General features: G+C 55.2%; 13 protein-coding genes and 1 tRNA gene. 12 read left to right on the top strand and 2 right to left on the bottom strand.

What is annotated here, in order from left to right; all coding sequences use genetic code 11:
- The first annotated feature begins 59 nt into the window (after window positions 1–59).
- The 7 genes from pheT to pgi all read left to right on the top strand — a co-directional run bounded on the left by pheT (window position 60) and on the right by pgi (window position 7,859).
- The gene (gene pheT, locus M3A44_12295) at window positions 60–2,441 is read left to right on the top strand and encodes a phenylalanine--tRNA ligase subunit beta (GenBank protein ID MEQ6342394.1); all 2,382 of its coding nucleotides are present in this window, start codon (window positions 60–62) and stop codon (window positions 2,439–2,441) included.
- A 1-nt stretch (window position 2,442) separates the two neighbouring features.
- Window positions 2,443–2,748: an integration host factor subunit alpha gene (ihfA, locus tag M3A44_12290; GenBank protein ID MEQ6342393.1), complete on the top strand. Its 306-nt coding sequence runs from the start codon at window positions 2,443–2,445 to the stop codon at window positions 2,746–2,748.
- Window positions 2,726–3,082, top strand: a complete 357-nt coding sequence (locus tag M3A44_12285; protein MEQ6342392.1) for a MerR family transcriptional regulator — start codon at window positions 2,726–2,728, stop codon at window positions 3,080–3,082. Before ihfA ends, M3A44_12285 begins: the two co-directional genes overlap by 23 nt.
- 158 nt (window positions 3,083–3,240) lie before the next feature.
- Window positions 3,241–3,317 (top strand) — tRNA-Pro (locus M3A44_12280).
- 325 nt (window positions 3,318–3,642) lie between these two features.
- Complete coding sequence (gene gnd / locus M3A44_12275; protein ID MEQ6342391.1) at window positions 3,643–4,560, top strand: decarboxylating 6-phosphogluconate dehydrogenase; 918 nt, start codon at window positions 3,643–3,645, stop codon at window positions 4,558–4,560.
- 1 nt (window position 4,561) lies between these two features.
- A complete protein-coding gene (zwf, locus tag M3A44_12270; protein MEQ6342390.1) occupies window positions 4,562–6,061 on the top strand; it encodes a glucose-6-phosphate dehydrogenase in 1,500 nt (499 codons plus the stop codon).
- 148 nt (window positions 6,062–6,209) lie between these two features.
- Window positions 6,210–7,859, top strand: a complete 1,650-nt coding sequence (pgi, locus tag M3A44_12265) for a glucose-6-phosphate isomerase (GenBank protein MEQ6342389.1) — start codon at window positions 6,210–6,212, stop codon at window positions 7,857–7,859.
- Between the two features lie 232 nt (window positions 7,860–8,091).
- Here pgi and M3A44_12260 read toward each other — a convergent pair whose 3' ends face one another.
- Both M3A44_12260 and M3A44_12255 read right to left on the bottom strand, forming a co-directional pair.
- Entirely contained in the window at window positions 8,092–8,535 is a 444-nt protein-coding gene (locus M3A44_12260) for an Mth938-like domain-containing protein (GenBank protein MEQ6342388.1), read from the bottom strand.
- A 110-nt stretch (window positions 8,536–8,645) separates the two neighbouring features.
- Complete coding sequence (locus M3A44_12255; protein MEQ6342387.1) at window positions 8,646–10,082, bottom strand: catalase; 1,437 nt, start codon at window positions 10,080–10,082, stop codon at window positions 8,646–8,648.
- A 308-nt stretch (window positions 10,083–10,390) separates the two neighbouring features.
- Between M3A44_12255 and alaC the strand changes: the two genes are divergently transcribed.
- The 5 genes from alaC (at window position 10,391) to M3A44_12230 (ending at window position 15,577) form a co-directional block, all read left to right on the top strand.
- Window positions 10,391–11,593, top strand: a complete 1,203-nt coding sequence (alaC, locus tag M3A44_12250; GenBank protein MEQ6342386.1) for an alanine transaminase — start codon at window positions 10,391–10,393, stop codon at window positions 11,591–11,593.
- Window positions 11,590–12,906 (top strand): homoserine dehydrogenase, encoded by a 1,317-nt coding sequence (locus M3A44_12245; protein ID MEQ6342385.1) that lies wholly within the window; start codon window positions 11,590–11,592, stop codon window positions 12,904–12,906. Before alaC ends, M3A44_12245 begins: the two co-directional genes overlap by 4 nt.
- Before the next feature lie 760 nt (window positions 12,907–13,666).
- Entirely contained in the window at window positions 13,667–13,879 is a 213-nt protein-coding gene (locus M3A44_12240) for a type II toxin-antitoxin system HicB family antitoxin (GenBank protein ID MEQ6342384.1), read from the top strand.
- Window positions 13,880–13,939: 60 nt separating this feature from the next.
- The gene (gene thrC / locus M3A44_12235; GenBank protein MEQ6342383.1) at window positions 13,940–15,019 is read left to right on the top strand and encodes a threonine synthase; all 1,080 of its coding nucleotides are present in this window, start codon (window positions 13,940–13,942) and stop codon (window positions 15,017–15,019) included.
- Between the two features lie 72 nt (window positions 15,020–15,091).
- Window positions 15,092–15,577, top strand: a complete 486-nt coding sequence (locus M3A44_12230; protein ID MEQ6342382.1) for a cyclic nucleotide-binding domain-containing protein — start codon at window positions 15,092–15,094, stop codon at window positions 15,575–15,577.
- The last annotated feature ends 307 nt before the right edge of the window (window positions 15,578–15,884 follow it).

Raw genomic sequence — 15,884 nt, 5'->3', positions numbered from 1 at the left:
TGTGATTTTCGTGGATGGCTGAGTTTTTTAGGGTTAATGTTCTTATACGGTAAAGCATCATGAAATTCAGCGAACACTGGTTGCGGGAATGGGTGAATCCCGCTATCACCACCGAACAATTATCCGCGCAGTTGACCATGGCTGGCTTGGAAGTCGATGCCATTGAGCCTGTCGCGCCTGCCTTTTCAAAGGTGGTAGTAGGCGAGGTGCTGGTGGTTGCGCCGCATCCGGATGCCGAGCGTCTCAAGGTGTGCCAGGTGAATATCGGTGAGGCGCAGCCATTGCAGATCGTGTGTGGTGCAGCCAATGTGCAGGTAGGGCTGCGTGTGCCCGCTGCACTGGTTGGAGCGCAGCTCCCCGGCGGGCTGGAGATCAAGCGGGCGAAGCTGCGTGGTGTCGAATCCTTTGGTATGTTGTGCTCCGCCAAGGAACTGGGTCTGGCAGAGAATGCTAATGGTTTGATGGTCTTGCCGCCCGACACCCTGCCCGGTGCGGATGTGCGCGTCTATCTTCATCTCGACGATGCCAGCATCGAATTGGGGATTACGCCCAATCGCGGTGATTGCCTGAGTATCGCCGGGATTGCACGCGAGGTGGCGGTGTTGAACCGGCTGACTGTGGCCGCGCCGTCTATCGCTGAGGTGCCTGCTACCATCACAGATATTTTGCCCATTGAAGTCGCCGCCCCCGCTGCGTGCCCGCGTTATGTGGGACGCGTCATCAAGGGCGTCAATCCGAGCGCCGAGACGCCGTTGTGGATGCGCGAACGTCTGCGCCGTAGCGGTGTGCGCAGCATCGGCCCGGTGGTGGACGTTACCAATTACGTTCTACTGGAAATGGGCCAGCCGATGCACGCCTTTGATCTGGCGAAGCTGAGCGGCAGCATCCATGTGCGGTACGCGCTCGCAGGGGAGGTTATCACGCTACTGGATGGACAGCAGGTCACCCTCGATGCGGGCACTTTGCTGATATGCGATCAGCGTCAGCCGCAGGCTATCGCCGGGATCATGGGCGGGCTGGACGCGGCGATCAGTGACGTGACGGACACGCTGTTTCTGGAAAGCGCCTTCTTTGCGCCGGCGGCGGTGAGCGGCCATGCGCGCCGCTACGGACTGCATACTGACTCATCGCACCGCTTCGAGCGCGGGGTTGATCCGAACCTGCCGCGGCGCGCCATGGAACGTGCCACCGCCTTGTTGCTGGCAATTGTGGGGGGGCAGGCGGGGCCGGTGGTCGAGGCCGTGGCCCAGGAACATCTGCCTGAGCGAAAGCCTATCAAGCTGCGCGCCGCGCGCGTGCGCCGTTTGCTGGGGGTGGCTATTCCTGGCTATCAGGTCTCCGACATCTTGGTACGGCTTGGTATGGGGGTGGCTCACGAGGGGGAAGATTGGCAGGTTACTCCGCCGAGTTTCCGCTTTGATATTGCTATCGAGGCCGATCTCATCGAAGAGGTCGGGCGGATTCACGGCTACACCGAACTCCCCAGCGCCCGGCCCGTGGGGCCGTTGACCATTCATTCACAACCGGAGTCACGTATTGATGTGGGGCGGATGCGTCAGATATTGATAGATCGAAGCTATCAGGAGGCGATCACCTATAGTTTTGTCGATTCCGCTTTGCAACGCGTGCTGGATCCGCAAACCACACCCTTGGCGTTGGCTAACCCGATTTCGGCGGATATGGCAGTGATGCGTACCAGCCTCTGGCCGGGCCTGATACAGGCGCTGATGTATAACCAAAATCGTCAGCAGGGGCGGATCAGGCTATTTGAGGCGGGCGTGAGATTCTTGCCGCAAGACAATGGAATTAAAGAAGAAAAAATGGTCGCGGGGGTTGTTACTGGCAACCTTTGTCCGGAGCAATGGGGCGAGCAGATGCGGCTTGCGGACTTTTATGATCTCAAGGCTGATGTCGAAGCCTTGCTGGGATTGACCGCGTGTTCAGATGAGTTTATTTTTGCTGCCAGGCAACACCCGGCGCTTCATCCTGGTCAATCCGCCGCCATTACCCGGCGCGACGGTGATCTGGTGGGTTGGATAGGTGCTGTTCACCCTGTCGTGGAGCGTGAATTAGGCTTGACGGGGAGAGTATTGCTGTTTGAATTGTGCTTGTCGGCTATCGGGCAAGCTAGGTTGCCGCGTTTTCATGAAATATCCAAATACCCGGCAATCCGCCGTGATATTGCTATCATCGTGGATGAGGCTGTTTCGTCGCAGGCCGTGCATGATTGCGTGGTCGGCGTGGCTGGTACGCTGTTGCAAAACGTGCAGTTGTTTGACGTATATCGCGGCAAAGGCATTGATCCTGGAAGAAAAAGCCTTGCTTTGGGCTTGACGTGGCAGGATTCTTCGCGCACTCTTACGGATGAGGATGTTAACAGCCTCATGGAAATAGTGTTAAACAAGCTTGGGTTGGACCTTGGCGCTAAATTGAGAGACTAGAATCATGGCGTTGACAAAGGCGGAATTGGCCGAAAAATTGTTCGAAGACCTTGGCTTGAACAAGCGTGAAGCCAAAGAGCTGGTGGAAATGTTTTTCGAGGAGGTGCGCGACGCGTTGGCCAAAGGGGTGCAGGTCAAGCTCTCCGGTTTCGGTAATTTCAATCTGCGCGATAAGCGGCAGCGCCCTGGACGTAACCCCAAGACAGGCGAGGAGATTCCGATCACATCGCGCCGTGTCGTAACCTTCCATCCTGGTCAGAAATTAAAAGCGCGGGTAGAGGCGTATGCTGGAAGCCAGCAGCCATAACGGACTGCCGGTCATTCCCGGCAAACGCTACTTCACCATCGGTGAGGTGAGTGACCTGTGCGACGTCAAACCGCACGTGTTGCGCTACTGGGAGCAGGAATTCCCCCAGCTCAAGCCTATCAAGCGGCGCGGTAACCGGCGTTATTATCAGCGGCAGGACGTGATCATGGTGCGCCAGATCCGCAGTTTGCTCTATGAACACGGTTTCACTATCGGCGGTGCGCGCCAACGTTTGTCAGGAGACAGCGCGAAAAGCGACGTTACTCATAGCCAGCAGATTGTTCAGCAAATGCAGCATGAACTAGAAGAGTTGCTATATATTTTGAAAGGGTGATCGGCTGTTGCGCGATGCTGCGTTATTTCGGCCGCAAAATTAAGTGCGGTGCAGAACCGAATAAATGTCATTTTTTGTTTGTTATCAGATGTGCATTTGAAGTATCATTAGCCCCCTCGCATCATCCCAGTTGAGGTCCACTGGGTGTACCAAAAAATCGGGGCGTAGCGCAGCCTGGTAGCGCACCACCTTGGGGTGGTGGTGGTCGGAGGTTCAAATCCTCTCGCCCCGACCAAATTCCTTTAGGGCAAGAGAATTCCCAGCCCGATGCCGTCCATGGCCTCGGGCGTTTGTTGCAGTGCAACGAACCCTCTCGCACTGACTAACATGATCAAATCCTAGAATAGTCTTGCGGCTCACGTCCAGTGAGCCATGCTTCTTCTCCCGTGTTATCTCTTTAATAACCGCTTGCGTAGCGGGACGCGCGTCCTCCCATTCTTCCAGTAATTTTCTTTGTCATTTCCTCCGGCCCGATATTCAATTAAAGTAACTATCAGGACGTGGCGATATAGAGGCATTGTCTTCTAACCACAGCAGGGATAACCCAGAGGGAAAAAATCATGAAAATGGCATTGATAGGATTGGGTAAAATGGGCGGTAACATGGCGCGTCGTTTGTGCCGGGGTGGTGTTGAGGTGGTGGGTTACAACCGATCACAAGACATAGTCAAGAAAATCGCCGCCGAAGAGGGCATGATCCCTGCGGCATCGGTGGCCGAGGCGGTGCAACAACTGCCGTCGCCGCGCGTGGTATGGATAATGTTGCCCAGCGGAGAGCCGACCGAGCAGCAGATTCGTGATTTGATCCCGCTGCTTTCCAGGGGTGACGTCGTGGTGGACGGAGGCAATTCCAACTATCACGACAGCGAGCGCCGAGGTGCGTGGTTGGCGGAACACGGCATCGGGTTCATGGACGCGGGCACGTCGGGCGGTATCTGGGGCTTGGATAATGGCTACTGTCTGATGGTGGGTGGCACGCCAGAAGTGGCGGCAGTGCTGGAACCGGCGCTCAAAGTGTTGGCGCCCGCGCCAGATCGCGGCTGGGCGCATGTCGGGCCGGTAGGCGCCGGCCACTTCACCAAAATGATCCACAATGGCATTGAATACGGCATGATGCAGGCCTTCGCCGAAGGGCTGTCCTTGCTGCGTGGCAAAGAGGAGTTTGCGCTGGATCTGGCAAAAATCACTGAGCTATGGCGGCACAGTTCTGTAGTACGGAGCTGGCTGCTCGATCTCACGGCGGAGGCGTTGAAGAATGGTGGTCAGACGCTGGAGAATATCGCGCCCTACGTCGCGGACTCCGGTGAGGGACGCTGGACAGCGGTGGAGGCCATTGACCAGGGTGTTGCAACGCCGGTCATGACGCTGGCGTTGCAGATGCGGTTCGCGAGCCAGGACAAAGAGGGTTATCCTTATCGCCTGTTGTCTTTGATGCGGAATGCCTTTGGCGGACACGCCATCAAGAGCGCGGGTGAATAAGATGATTGATCCTTGCACTCTGGTGATATTCGGTGCCACCGGGAACCTGGCGCGACGCAAGCTGATACCCGCGCTGTTCCAGTTGGAGGTGGCGGGGCGGTTGCCTGACAAAATGGTCATACTTGCGTTCGCGCGCCGTCCTTGGCAACGCGAGCAGTGGATAGATGAAGTGTCCGGTATGCTGTGCGAAAAATTTCCGCATGGCCTCAATGAAAAGGCTTTCGAGCGTTTCCGTGAGCGGTTGTACTACCATGAGGGTGATTTGGACGATGCAGATGCTTATCAGCGTTTGCAGCAGACGCTTGATGTAGATCCGAATTTTCCGCCCAATGCGATGTTTTACATGTCGATCCGCCCTGCCGAATTTGGCTCGGTGATCGAGAAGTTGACGGGGGCCGGTTTGCTTGTAGAGAAAAACGGCTGGCGCAGGGTGGTGATCGAAAAACCCTTTGGCTATGACTTGCTCAGTGCGCAGATCCTGCAACAGGGGTTGAGCAAACATTTAAACGAGAATCAGATCTACCGCATTGATCACTACCTTGGCAAGGGCACGGTGCAGAACGTGTTGGTGTTCCGCTTCGCCAATCTGCTGCTGGAGCCATTGTGGAATCGCAACTACATCGATCATGTGCAGATCACACATTCTGAAACCTTGGGTATCGAGGCGCGCGCGGATTATTACGAAGGCGCGGGCGCACTACGTGACATGATTCAGAGCCATTTGATGCAATTGCTGACGCTGGTGGCGATGGAGCCGCCAGTGATGATGGATGCCGAATCGTTGCGTGATGAGAAGGTTAAAGTGCTCAAGGCCATCCGCCCCATCCCGCAGAACGCCGTGCATGCCCATGCCTTCCGCGCGCAATATGCCCGTGGCACAGTGAACGGAAAGCCTGTGCCGGGTTATCTTGAGGAGGAGGGCGTGGCGTCTGATAGTTCCACCGAGACCTACGCTGCGCTAAAACTCTACATCGATAACTGGCGGTGGAAGGGCGTACCGTTTTATCTGCGTACAGGCAAACGTATGATAGAAGGAAGTTCGGCGATCTATATCCGCCTCAAAAATCCACCGCAACACTTGTTGCGGCACACGCACCATGAACCACTCACGCCAAACTGGATCATGCTGGGTATTCAGCCCAGTGAGGCCATGAGAGTGGAGCTGCAAGTCAAAGTACCTGGCCTTGAAATGCATACCCGCACTATCGGTCTTGATGCTTCCTACCGCAAGGACGATGACCGGGAATATGACGCCTACGAAGACCTGCTGCTTGACGCCATGCGAGGTGATCATTCGCTGTTCTTGCGCTATGATGAGATCGAGTGGGCGTGGCGCGTAGTGGACCCGATTCTCAAGGTGTGGTCCATGGAGCGCGAGTTCATCAATACCTATCCGTCAGGCACGTGGGGGCCGCGCGGCACGTATCGCCTGTTTGACCGCGAGGATCAGTTCTGGCGGCATTCGCTGGATGTGGATGGAGGCAACCTGGAAGCGTACTAAACGATTTCTGCACAATGCCGTTCGTGGTGAGCTTGTCGAACCATAAACGGTCCTTCGACAGGTTCAGGGCAAACGGTTTTGGGGTTTATGGACTGTGTGGGTTAAACAAGGTGGGCATCACCCACCCTAAGGAAGATAGGGAGAAAGAATGTCTGCACTGACGCAATCGGATGCCTGGCAGGCGTTGAGCGCGCACCATCGCACTATGGCGCGTGTCCATATGCGTGATTTGTTTGCTCAAGACGCGCAACGCTTCGAAAAATTTTCGCTGAAAACCGGCGATATCTTTCTCGACTATTCAAAAAATATCATCACGCGTGAGACGCTTTCCCTGTTGATGGATCTGGCGCGTCAGGCTGATCTCGCGGGCTGGATCAGTGGGATGTTCTCCGGCGAAAAAATCAATATCACGGAAAATCGTGCGGTGCTGCACATCGCTCTGCGTAACCGCGCCAATCGACCGATTATGGTCGATGGCAAGGATGTCATGCCCGATGTGAATGCGGTGCTGGCGCAGATGAAGGCGTTCAGCGATGCAGTGCGCAGTGGCGAATGGCGGGGCTATACCGGCAAGCCGATCAGCGACGTGGTGAATATCGGCATCGGCGGTTCGGATCTGGGGCCGGTGATGGTAACCGAGGCCCTCAAGCCCTATGGCAAAGAAGGACTCAACGTCCATTTTGTCTCGAACATTGACGGTACGCATATCGCCGAGACGCTGAAACATCTCAACCCCGAAACCACCCTGGTAATCGTGGCCTCGAAAACCTTCACTACACAGGAAACACTGACCAATGCGCTTGCGGCAAAGCAATGGCTGCTGAAATCCGCAGGTGACGTATCCGCTGTCGCAAAACACTTTGTCGCCTTATCGACGAATGCCAAAGAAGTATCGGCGTTCGGCATCGACACCCGCAACATGTTCGAATTCTGGGATTGGGTCGGTGGGCGTTATTCGCTATGGAGTGCAATCGGCCTGTCTATCGCCATCTATATCGGCATGGAAAATTTCGAGGCACTACTCAGCGGTGCGCATGAGATGGATGAACATTTTCGCTCCGCACCACTGGAAGAGAATATGCCAGTGATCCTGGGTTTGCTCGGCATCTGGTATAACAATTTCTTTGGCGCGCAGACGCACATCATCTTACCGTACGATCAATATCTGCATCGTTTTTCCGCCTATTTTCAGCAGGGCGACATGGAGAGTAACGGCAAATCTGTCACCCGTGATGGCGAGAAGGTGGATTATGCTACAGGCCCAATTATCTGGGGTGAGCCGGGCACCAACGGCCAGCATGCCTTCTACCAGCTCATTCACCAGGGCACGCGCGTCATCCCCGCCGATTTCATCGTGCCTATTGAAACCCATAACCCCGTCAGCGAGCACCACGCCATCCTGCTGTCCAACTTCTTCGCCCAGCCCGAGGCATTGATGAAGGGCAAAACCACCGCCGAAGCGCGTGCGGAATTGGAGGCGGCAGGTACGAGCGGCGAAGCGCTGGAAAAACTCTTGCCTCATAAAGTGTTCGCGGGCAACAAACCCACCAATTCCTTCATTCTTCAAAAAATTACGCCCAAGTCATTGGGCGAGCTTATCGCTCTTTATGAGCATAAAATCTTTGTGCAGGGCATTATCTGGAACATCAATTCATTCGATCAGTGGGGTGTCGAGCTGGGCAAGCAGCTCGCGAAAGCCATTTTTCCGGAGTTGAAGGGTGATGAAGAAGTTCGTAGTCATGATGCGTCGACCAACGGGTTGATTAATTACTATAAGGACAACCGGAGATTTCTGTAGGCTGTGGTGTAAGCTCTAGTATCAACGATGGCTGTCGTTCCTGAAACACAGCCAATCAAAGAGTTGCTCAGAGAGCAAATTTACTGTGGGGCATATATTAATTCTCTGATTGAACTGGAATTGGAATAAGCCGTTAGCAATGTAACTCCCGCCCCTTCATGACGAGGGTTCGTGTCCTGTCGGAGATCTTGGTTATGGCCTTTCCTCCGTGTTTTCTGTGGGCCACTACAGGTCAGATCATCAACAACGCTGCTGCGACATTGCGCGCTTCATAGACCAGGATATTGTACGTGCGGCACGCCGCTGCGGTGTCCATTACCTCTATGCCTATTCCGCGCTTGATAAATGGTTCAAGAAGGGCGCTGGGTGGCCACCATAGGCGCGCGCCGGAGCCGAACAGCACGACTTCGGGTTGCAACTCGGCGACGGCCTCAAAATGGGCGGCGGTTATTTCGGCGGGGGTGCTCGGCGGCCAGTCTCTTATTAGCTGGTCGGGCATCACAATGATGCTGGTGGTCAAGGTTTCGTGACGGATGCGCCCGCGCACTTCGCCGTCGCGGTCTACGAGCAGGGGGGTGTCATCGCCTTCCCGCCAGGGGATGGTGACAACCACCTGTCCGGGGGCGTAGGAAATAAAGGTGTGGGTGCGAGGGTCGCGTTCCAGGTTGAATTGCATGGCGGCAGGCGTCCAGTGATAGTAACTCCCCTATCTTACAGAAACCCCGGTAAAACCTCACGCTTGAGATTTTACCGGGGCATCGGTTAATGCTTAATAACCCCCTTTTTCTATAAACCCAGCCCCTTGGCGATGCGCATTCCATAATCCTCGTCCGCGCCACGGAAGTGCGCGACCTGGCGGATTTGGATGTCCTTGCGGGCATTTTTGAGGTGGGTGACGATGTTGTCGACGAGCATGGCCTTTTCTGTCTCCGGCATCAGGCGGTACAGATTGCCTGCTTGCACATAGTCATCGTCGTGCGATGGTGCATGATGGCCAACCACGCCTTCGACGGGTAAGGGGAAGGGCGCGTGCTGGGGCGCTTCCTTGATGCCGTCAAAGCTGTTGGGTTCGTAGTTCGGGCTTGTGCCGCCATTGCCGTCGAAACGCATAGCGCCATCGCGCTGGTGGTTGACCGCTTCGGCGGCGTGTGGACGGTTGACGGGCAGAAGCTGGTAGTTCGCGCCCAGACGGTAGCGGTGCGCGTCGCCATAGGCAAAGATGCGCCCTTGCAGCATTTTGTCCGGCGAGAAACCTATGCCCGGCACGATGTTGCCAGGTGAAAATGCCGCTTGTTCGACCTCGGCAAAATAATTTTCCGGGTTGCGGTTGAGCACCAGACGTCCCACCGGGATCAGTGGGTAATCCTTGTGCGGCCATACCTTGGTCACGTCAAAGGGGTTGAAGCGGTATTTCGGCGCGTCCTCGAAAGGCATGATTTGCACGTGAAGTTTCCATGCCGCCTCACCACCGTCTTTGATGTGATTGAACAGGTCGCGCGTGGCATGATCAGGATCTTCGCCCGCCAGATGCCCCGCCTCTTGCCGTGTCAGGTTCTGGATGCCGGTCTCGGTCTTGAAGTGGTACTTGATCCACGCGCCTTTGCCTTCTGCGTTGATCCACATGAAGGTATGCGAGCCGAAGCCGTCCATATGCCGGTAGGACTTGGGGGTGCCGCGGCTGGAGAAGAGGATCGTCACCTGATGCAGCGCTTCTGGCGTGAGCGACAGAAAATCCCAAAAGGCATCAGGATCTTTCAGGTTGGTCTGCGGATTGCGTTTTTGGGTGTGGATGAAGTCGGGGAATTTGAGCGGGTCACGCAAGAAAAATACCGGCGTGTTATTGCCGGTGATGTCGTAGTTTCCGTCTTCAGTGTAGAGCTTCAGGGCAAAGCCGCGCGGGTCACGATCGGTGTCGGCGGAGCCCTTTTCCCCACCTACAGTTGAAAAACGCAAGAATACCTCAGTTTTCTTGCCGATTTTTTCCAGGAATCTGGCCTTGGTCCATTTCGCCACATCATGGGTAACCTCAAAATAGCCATAGGCGCCCGCGCCTTTGGCGTGAACCACCCGCTCCGGGATGCGCTCGCGATTGAAGTGTGCGTTTTTTTCGACGAGATGATAATCCTGTAGCAGCGCCGGTCCGTGTGCGCCGGCAGTTAGTGTATTCTGATTATCTGCGACGGGAATGCCGTTAGCCGTGGTCAGTGTCTTGTTCTTTGCCATATCAAGCTCCATTTTGAGGGAAGAGAATGTGATCAGGCGGTGGTTGTGCTTGTTTCGCCTGATCACCAGCACACGTTATCGAACGTACATCATCTCCCTTTAGGTTTTTTTGTCAATGGCTTTCACGGTAAAATTTTCACGTCTCTTCATGGTAGTTTTATGTGTCCCGCTCCTGATTTCCAAGCCATTTCCAGCTTCGATCATTGACAGTTTCGCCTGGCATCGGTAATGTTTAAAGTTTTGACGTGTCGGCTGCTGTTTTCGCCGCGCGTCTTGTTTTTTCTCGGAAGTTATTTGGATAAACCAGCTTGAACAACGAATTTGCCAGAATTAAGCGCCTTCCCCCCTATGTCTTCAATATCGTTGGTGAATTGAAGGCCAAGGCGCGCGCGCGCGGGGAGGACATCATCGACTTCGGTATGGGCAATCCCGATCAGCCCACGCCCAAGCATATCGTGGACAAGATGGTCGAGGCCGCCCAGCGTGGCGACACGCACCGTTATTCAGTATCGAAAGGCATTCCACGTCTGCGCAAAGCGATTTGCACCTGGTATCAGCGTCGTTTCGGCGTGGATCTGAACCCGGACAGCGAAGCTATCGTCACCATCGGCTCCAAGGAGGGTCTGGCGCATCTCGCCTTTGCCACCATGGGGCCGGGCGACGTGGTGATGGTGCCCAATCCCGCCTATCCCATCCATCCCTATGGTTTCGTGATTGCGGGCGCGGATATCCGCCATGTACCGCTGGTGCCGGGCGGGGATTTTTTTGCCGAGCTGGAAAAGGCGATTAAGGACTGCTGGCCGCGCCCCAAGATGCTGGTGCTCAACTTCCCAGGCAACCCCACTACTCAGTGCGTGGATCTGCCGTTTTTCGAAAAGGTGATCGCCATCGCGCGCGAGCACAAGATATGGGTGGTGCATGACCTCGCCTATGTCGATATCGTGTTCGATGGCTATGAGGCGCCGTCCATCATGCAGGTGCCGGGTGCAAAAGAGGTGGCGGTGGAGTTTTTCACGCTGTCCAAGAGCTATAACATGCCGGGCTGGCGCGTCGGCTTCATGGTCGGCAATCCCACGCTGGTGGCGGCGCTGGCGCGCATGAAATCCTATCTCGATTATGGCATGTTCACGCCCATCCAGGTGGCGGCGATTACCGCCCTGGAAGGGCCGCAAGAGTGCGTAAAAGAGATTTCCGATATGTACAAACGTCGCCGCGACGTGCTGTGCAGCGGCCTCAATGCCCTGGGCTGGCCGGTAGAGTTGCCCAAGGCGACGATGTTTGTGTGGGCGCTGATTCCCGAGCAGTACCGTCACCTCGGATCGCTGGAATTCTCCAAGAGACTGTTGGAAGATGCCAAGGTCGCAGTGGCGCCGGGCATTGGTTTTGGCGAGTATGGCGATGACCACGTGCGTTTCGGTTTGATCGAGAATGAACACCGCACCCGCCAGGCGATACGCGGTATACGCGATATGTTCAAGAAAGACGGAATATTGTTGGGGACGGGAACATGAATCCAGTAAAAGTAGGTCTGCTGGGCTTGGGTACAGTTGGCGGCGGTACGGTCAAGGTGTTGGCGCGTAACGCCCAGGAGATTATGCGCCGTGCTGGTCGTGGTATCGAGGTTGTCCACGCCAGCGCGCGGGACTTGAGCAAGTCGCGCATCTGCGATACTACCGGTATCAAGCTCACTCAAGATCCTTTCGAGGTGGTCAATAATCCCGATCTCCAGGTCATCGTCGAACTGATCGGCGGCACGGATCAGGCGCGTGACCTGGTGCTGCGCGCCATCGCCAACGGCAAGCATGTAGTGACCGCCAACAAGGCGCTGATCGCCCGTTATGGTAACGAAATCTTCGCCGCAGCCCGCGAAAGGGGCGTGATGGTAGCCTTCGAGGCCGCAGTGGCGGGCGGCATTCCGATCATCAAGGCGATTCGCGAAGGCCTGGCCGGTAACCGCATCGAATGGCTGGCGGGCATTATTAATGGCACTGGAAATTTCATTCTCACCGAGATGCGTGATAAGGGGCGTGATTTCGCCGATGTGCTGGCCGAGGCGCAACGTCTGGGTTACGCCGAGGCCGATCCCACCTTCGACGTGGAGGGTATCGATGCGGCGCACAAGCTCACCATCCTCGCCTCCATTGCCTTCGGCATCCCCTTGCAATTCGATAAGGCCTACACTGAAGGCATCACCCGCATCACTCGCCAGGACGTAGGCTATGCTGAGGAGCTTGGTTATCGCATCAAGCATCTGGGCATTGCGCGCCGTACCGAAGAAGGCATTGAGTTGCGTGTGCATCCCACGCTGATCCCGCATCGCCGCCTGATCGCCAACGTCGATGGCGTAATGAACGCCGTACTGGTGAAGGGCGACGCTGTTGGCCCGACGCTGTTTTACGGCGCGGGCGCGGGCGCCGAGCCCACCGCCTCGGCAGTGGTGGCCGACCTGGTGGACGTGGTGCGTACCCTCACCTCCGACCCGGAAAACCGTGTGCCGCACCTGGCGTTCCAGCCAGACGCCTTGTCCGACCTGCCGATTATGCCCATGGAAAAGGTGGAAACCGCCTATTACCTGCGCATGCAGGCGCAAGATCGCCCCGGCGTACTGGCCGACGTGACGCGCATTCTCGCCGATCAAAACATCAGCATCGAGGCCATGCTGCAAAAGGCGCCGGCCAACGGCGGTGACGACACGGTGCCCGTGGTGATCCTCACCCACCGCATCTGCGAGAGACAGATGAACGAAGCCATCCGCTGTATCGAGGCGCTGGGAACGATGGCGGGGCCGGTGATGAGGATGCGGGTGGAGTCTTTGAAGGGGTGAGCCGCGGAGCGCATGGAGATTTGAAAATGTAGGTTGGGTCAAGCGAAGCGGACCCAACATTACTCCAGGTTGTGATTCGTTGGGTCCGGAGCTTGCGCTCCTTGACCCAACCTACACTCTTGCGCAAAGTCTAGCAAGATATCGGAGGTGGCGATTAACTTAAGTAAGGATGAATCCAAGGATGTAGATTTTGGGAGGTTGATTTTTAGTGAAGGTTATTGTGCTAGCTAAAAATATTAACATTAATATTTAAATTTAATTCTAAATTTAGTATTACTATTAATTTTGATATTAATATTATTGTTACTGCTACTTGCATGTATATCTTCTTCTTGGTTGGAATCTTCATGGTGTGTTTTACCTTTCGTTAGTTGATCAATGAAGAGTGTTTAACCTTGCTGACTTTGTGCGCAAGGCTGCGGAAAACAAATAAAGAGAATTTTAAAGGTGAGATGTAACTAAGCAGGATATGCAGTAAGAAGTGGATGTGTACTGGATTAATTGCCCAGTAACTTAATTTCTGAGGTAGATGATTTGGCTCAGATTATAAAGAATTATTAATGTGACAACATATCATGGGTTATTTCGTATGTTGTTGATATTTAAGCATATCTTCATGAAAAGTCAAGAAAAATTTTCTCTCTCGGTGAAAAAAGATACAGTCAGGTGTAAGTTGGGTCAAGAGAAGCGGACCCAACCTACACCTGACATGAATCACAGAGCAGATGACAAGCCGGCTTGAAGAAATGAGGTTTCAATTATGCGCTATGCCATTGTGATCGAAAAAATCGAAAGCAACTACTCTGCTTATGTCCCCGATCTGCCCGGCTGTGTAGCTACGGGCGCAACCGTGGAGGAAGTCGAGTGCGCCATTCGTGAGGCCATTGAATTCCATCTGTCCGGGTTGCGTGAGGATGGTTTTGCTATCCCCCTGCCCTCTAGTCATGTTGAATACATCGAGGTTGCCGCCTGACAGGGCGCTGCGATTCCTGATACAAGCCGATCATTCGAAATTTATTTCTGAGGTTTATTTATGCCATTCCGCCCCCGCTACACCGGTCTGATCGACAAATACCGCGATCGCCTTCCCGTCCATGACGACACGCGCATCATCAGCCTCGGCGAGGGTAATACCCCGCTGATCCGGCTAAACAATATCCCGCGCCTATTGGGAAAAGAAGTAGACATCTACGTCAAATATGAAGGCCTTAATCCCACCGGTTCGTTCAAGGACCGTGGCATGACCATGGCGGTGACCAAGGCGGTGGAGGAGGGCAGCCGCGCCATCATCTGCGCTTCCACCGGCAATACCTCTGCTGCCGCTGCCGCCTATGCGGCGCGCGCGGGGATCGCTTCGTTCGTGCTGATCCCCGATGGGAAAATCGCGCTTGGCAAGCTTGCTCAGGCGATGATCCACGGCGCCTGCGTGATCCAGATCAAGGGCAACTTCGATGTCGGCATGCAACTGGTCAAGGATGTCGCACTGGAGGCGCCGGTTACTATCGTCAACTCCATTAACCCCTTCCGTCTGCAAGGCCAGAAGACTGCCGCCTTTGAGATTGTCGAAGAGTTGGAGTGCGCGCCGGATTTCCATTGTCTGCCAGTCGGCAACGCGGGCAACATTACCGCCCACTGGATGGGTTATAAGGAATACCAGGAGCACGGCATCGCTAATAATCGTCCGCGCATGGTGGGTTATCAAGCGGCCGGTTCTGCCCCGTTCATGCGCGGCCAGCCGGTCGATAATCCCGAAACCGTGGCTACGGCGATTCGCATCGGCCATCCGCAAAGCTGGGACAAGGCGTGGAAGGTAAGAGAGGAGTCCAACGGTTGGTTTGACGAATGCACCGATCAGGAGATTCTCGCCGCGCAGAAGTTGCTTGCTCTGAAGGAAGGCGTATTCTGCGAGCCTGCTTCGGCGACCTCGCTGGCAGGTGCGATGCGCGATATCAAATCGGGCAAGATTCCCGAGGGCAGCAAGGTGGTGTGTACCCTCACGGGCCATGGTCTAAAGGACCCGGACATTGCCATCAGTCAGAGCACCTCCCCGGTGCATACCGTCGAGGCAACGCTGGAGTCCGTTAAGCGTGCCATATTGGAAAATATGGTCTAAGATTGTAGGGCGTTGCGGTTGCCCACCGCTTGGCTATAATCAAGCACTTATTCATCACCGGATAGGTTCTCTATGAGTGACCAGATCAAGTATGACATTCTCCGTTCCTCGCCCTTTGCGGTTGAGTTGGCCGATGAGCAGTGCAGGGTATTAGCCAAGGTTATCGAAACCCGCCGTTTGAAAGACGGGGAGGTTTTGATTCAGGAGGGACATAGCGACAACAGTCTGCATGTGGTCATGAGCGGCATGCTCGCCGTAGTCAAAGAGAGCGGGGGAGGCGAGTCAGCCACCCTGCATATCCTCAAGACAGGCGATTTGGCGGGTGCTTTGGGCTTTATCGACGGACTGGAACACAGCGCAACCCTGACGTCGATTGGCGATACCGAAGTGTTCACTCTGCGCCGCGAGTCTTTTGAAGCGCTGCTCAACACCGATCCCCTGATCGTGTACCGCGTGATGCGCTCCATCGTTCGCTCGGTGCATGCCATCGTGCGGCGCATGAATAACCAGTATGTTGAACTGACCAACTACATCAGCAAGCAGCACGGGCGATATTAGTCCTCCCTTGTAGTTCGCCACGGCATCGCTGGATTTTACTCGGAAGTTAGCTGTCGGCTTTTTTCCGTCATATGGTGGTGTAGCAGTGCCCCGCTATAAAGGATCTCCAGGCTGGCTCGTGCATCGGGGTAACCCTGCTCGGCGGCGAGGCGATACCATTTTTCCGCCTTGTGACCATTTGACTCTTTGATGCTGAGCCCAATGATTCTAATTGTTTTGAACTGGGTTTCAGGCGGAATGTGTTAATGCAAGACTTGACCTGCGCCTTCTGCGGCCGCCACCCGTACCCCGCACTGTTGCCCTGAGA

The sequence above is a fragment of the Gammaproteobacteria bacterium genome, from assembly GCA_040183005.1.
In the GTDB taxonomy this organism is placed as follows: Bacteria; Pseudomonadota; Gammaproteobacteria.
Note: the sequence above shows the minus strand (reverse complement) of the source record. Positions and strands in the feature narration are given on the sequence as shown.

Coding starts and splice junctions, on each gene's coding strand:
- pheT (MEQ6342394.1), top strand. CDS start 60: ATGAAATTCAGCGAACACTGGTTGCGGGAATGGGTGAATCCCGCTATC.
- M3A44_12285 (MEQ6342392.1), top strand. CDS start 2,726: ATGCTGGAAGCCAGCAGCCATAACGGACTGCCGGTCATTCCCGGCAAA.
- gnd (MEQ6342391.1), top strand. CDS start 3,643: ATGAAAATGGCATTGATAGGATTGGGTAAAATGGGCGGTAACATGGCG.
- zwf (MEQ6342390.1), top strand. CDS start 4,562: ATGATTGATCCTTGCACTCTGGTGATATTCGGTGCCACCGGGAACCTG.
- pgi (MEQ6342389.1), top strand. CDS start 6,210: ATGTCTGCACTGACGCAATCGGATGCCTGGCAGGCGTTGAGCGCGCAC.
- M3A44_12260 (MEQ6342388.1), bottom strand. CDS start 8,535: ATGCAATTCAACCTGGAACGCGACCCTCGCACCCACACCTTTATTTCC.
- M3A44_12255 (MEQ6342387.1), bottom strand. CDS start 10,082: ATGGCAAAGAACAAGACACTGACCACGGCTAACGGCATTCCCGTCGCA.
- M3A44_12245 (MEQ6342385.1), top strand. CDS start 11,590: ATGAATCCAGTAAAAGTAGGTCTGCTGGGCTTGGGTACAGTTGGCGGC.
- M3A44_12240 (MEQ6342384.1), top strand. CDS start 13,667: ATGCGCTATGCCATTGTGATCGAAAAAATCGAAAGCAACTACTCTGCT.
- thrC (MEQ6342383.1), top strand. CDS start 13,940: ATGCCATTCCGCCCCCGCTACACCGGTCTGATCGACAAATACCGCGAT.
- M3A44_12230 (MEQ6342382.1), top strand. CDS start 15,092: ATGAGTGACCAGATCAAGTATGACATTCTCCGTTCCTCGCCCTTTGCG.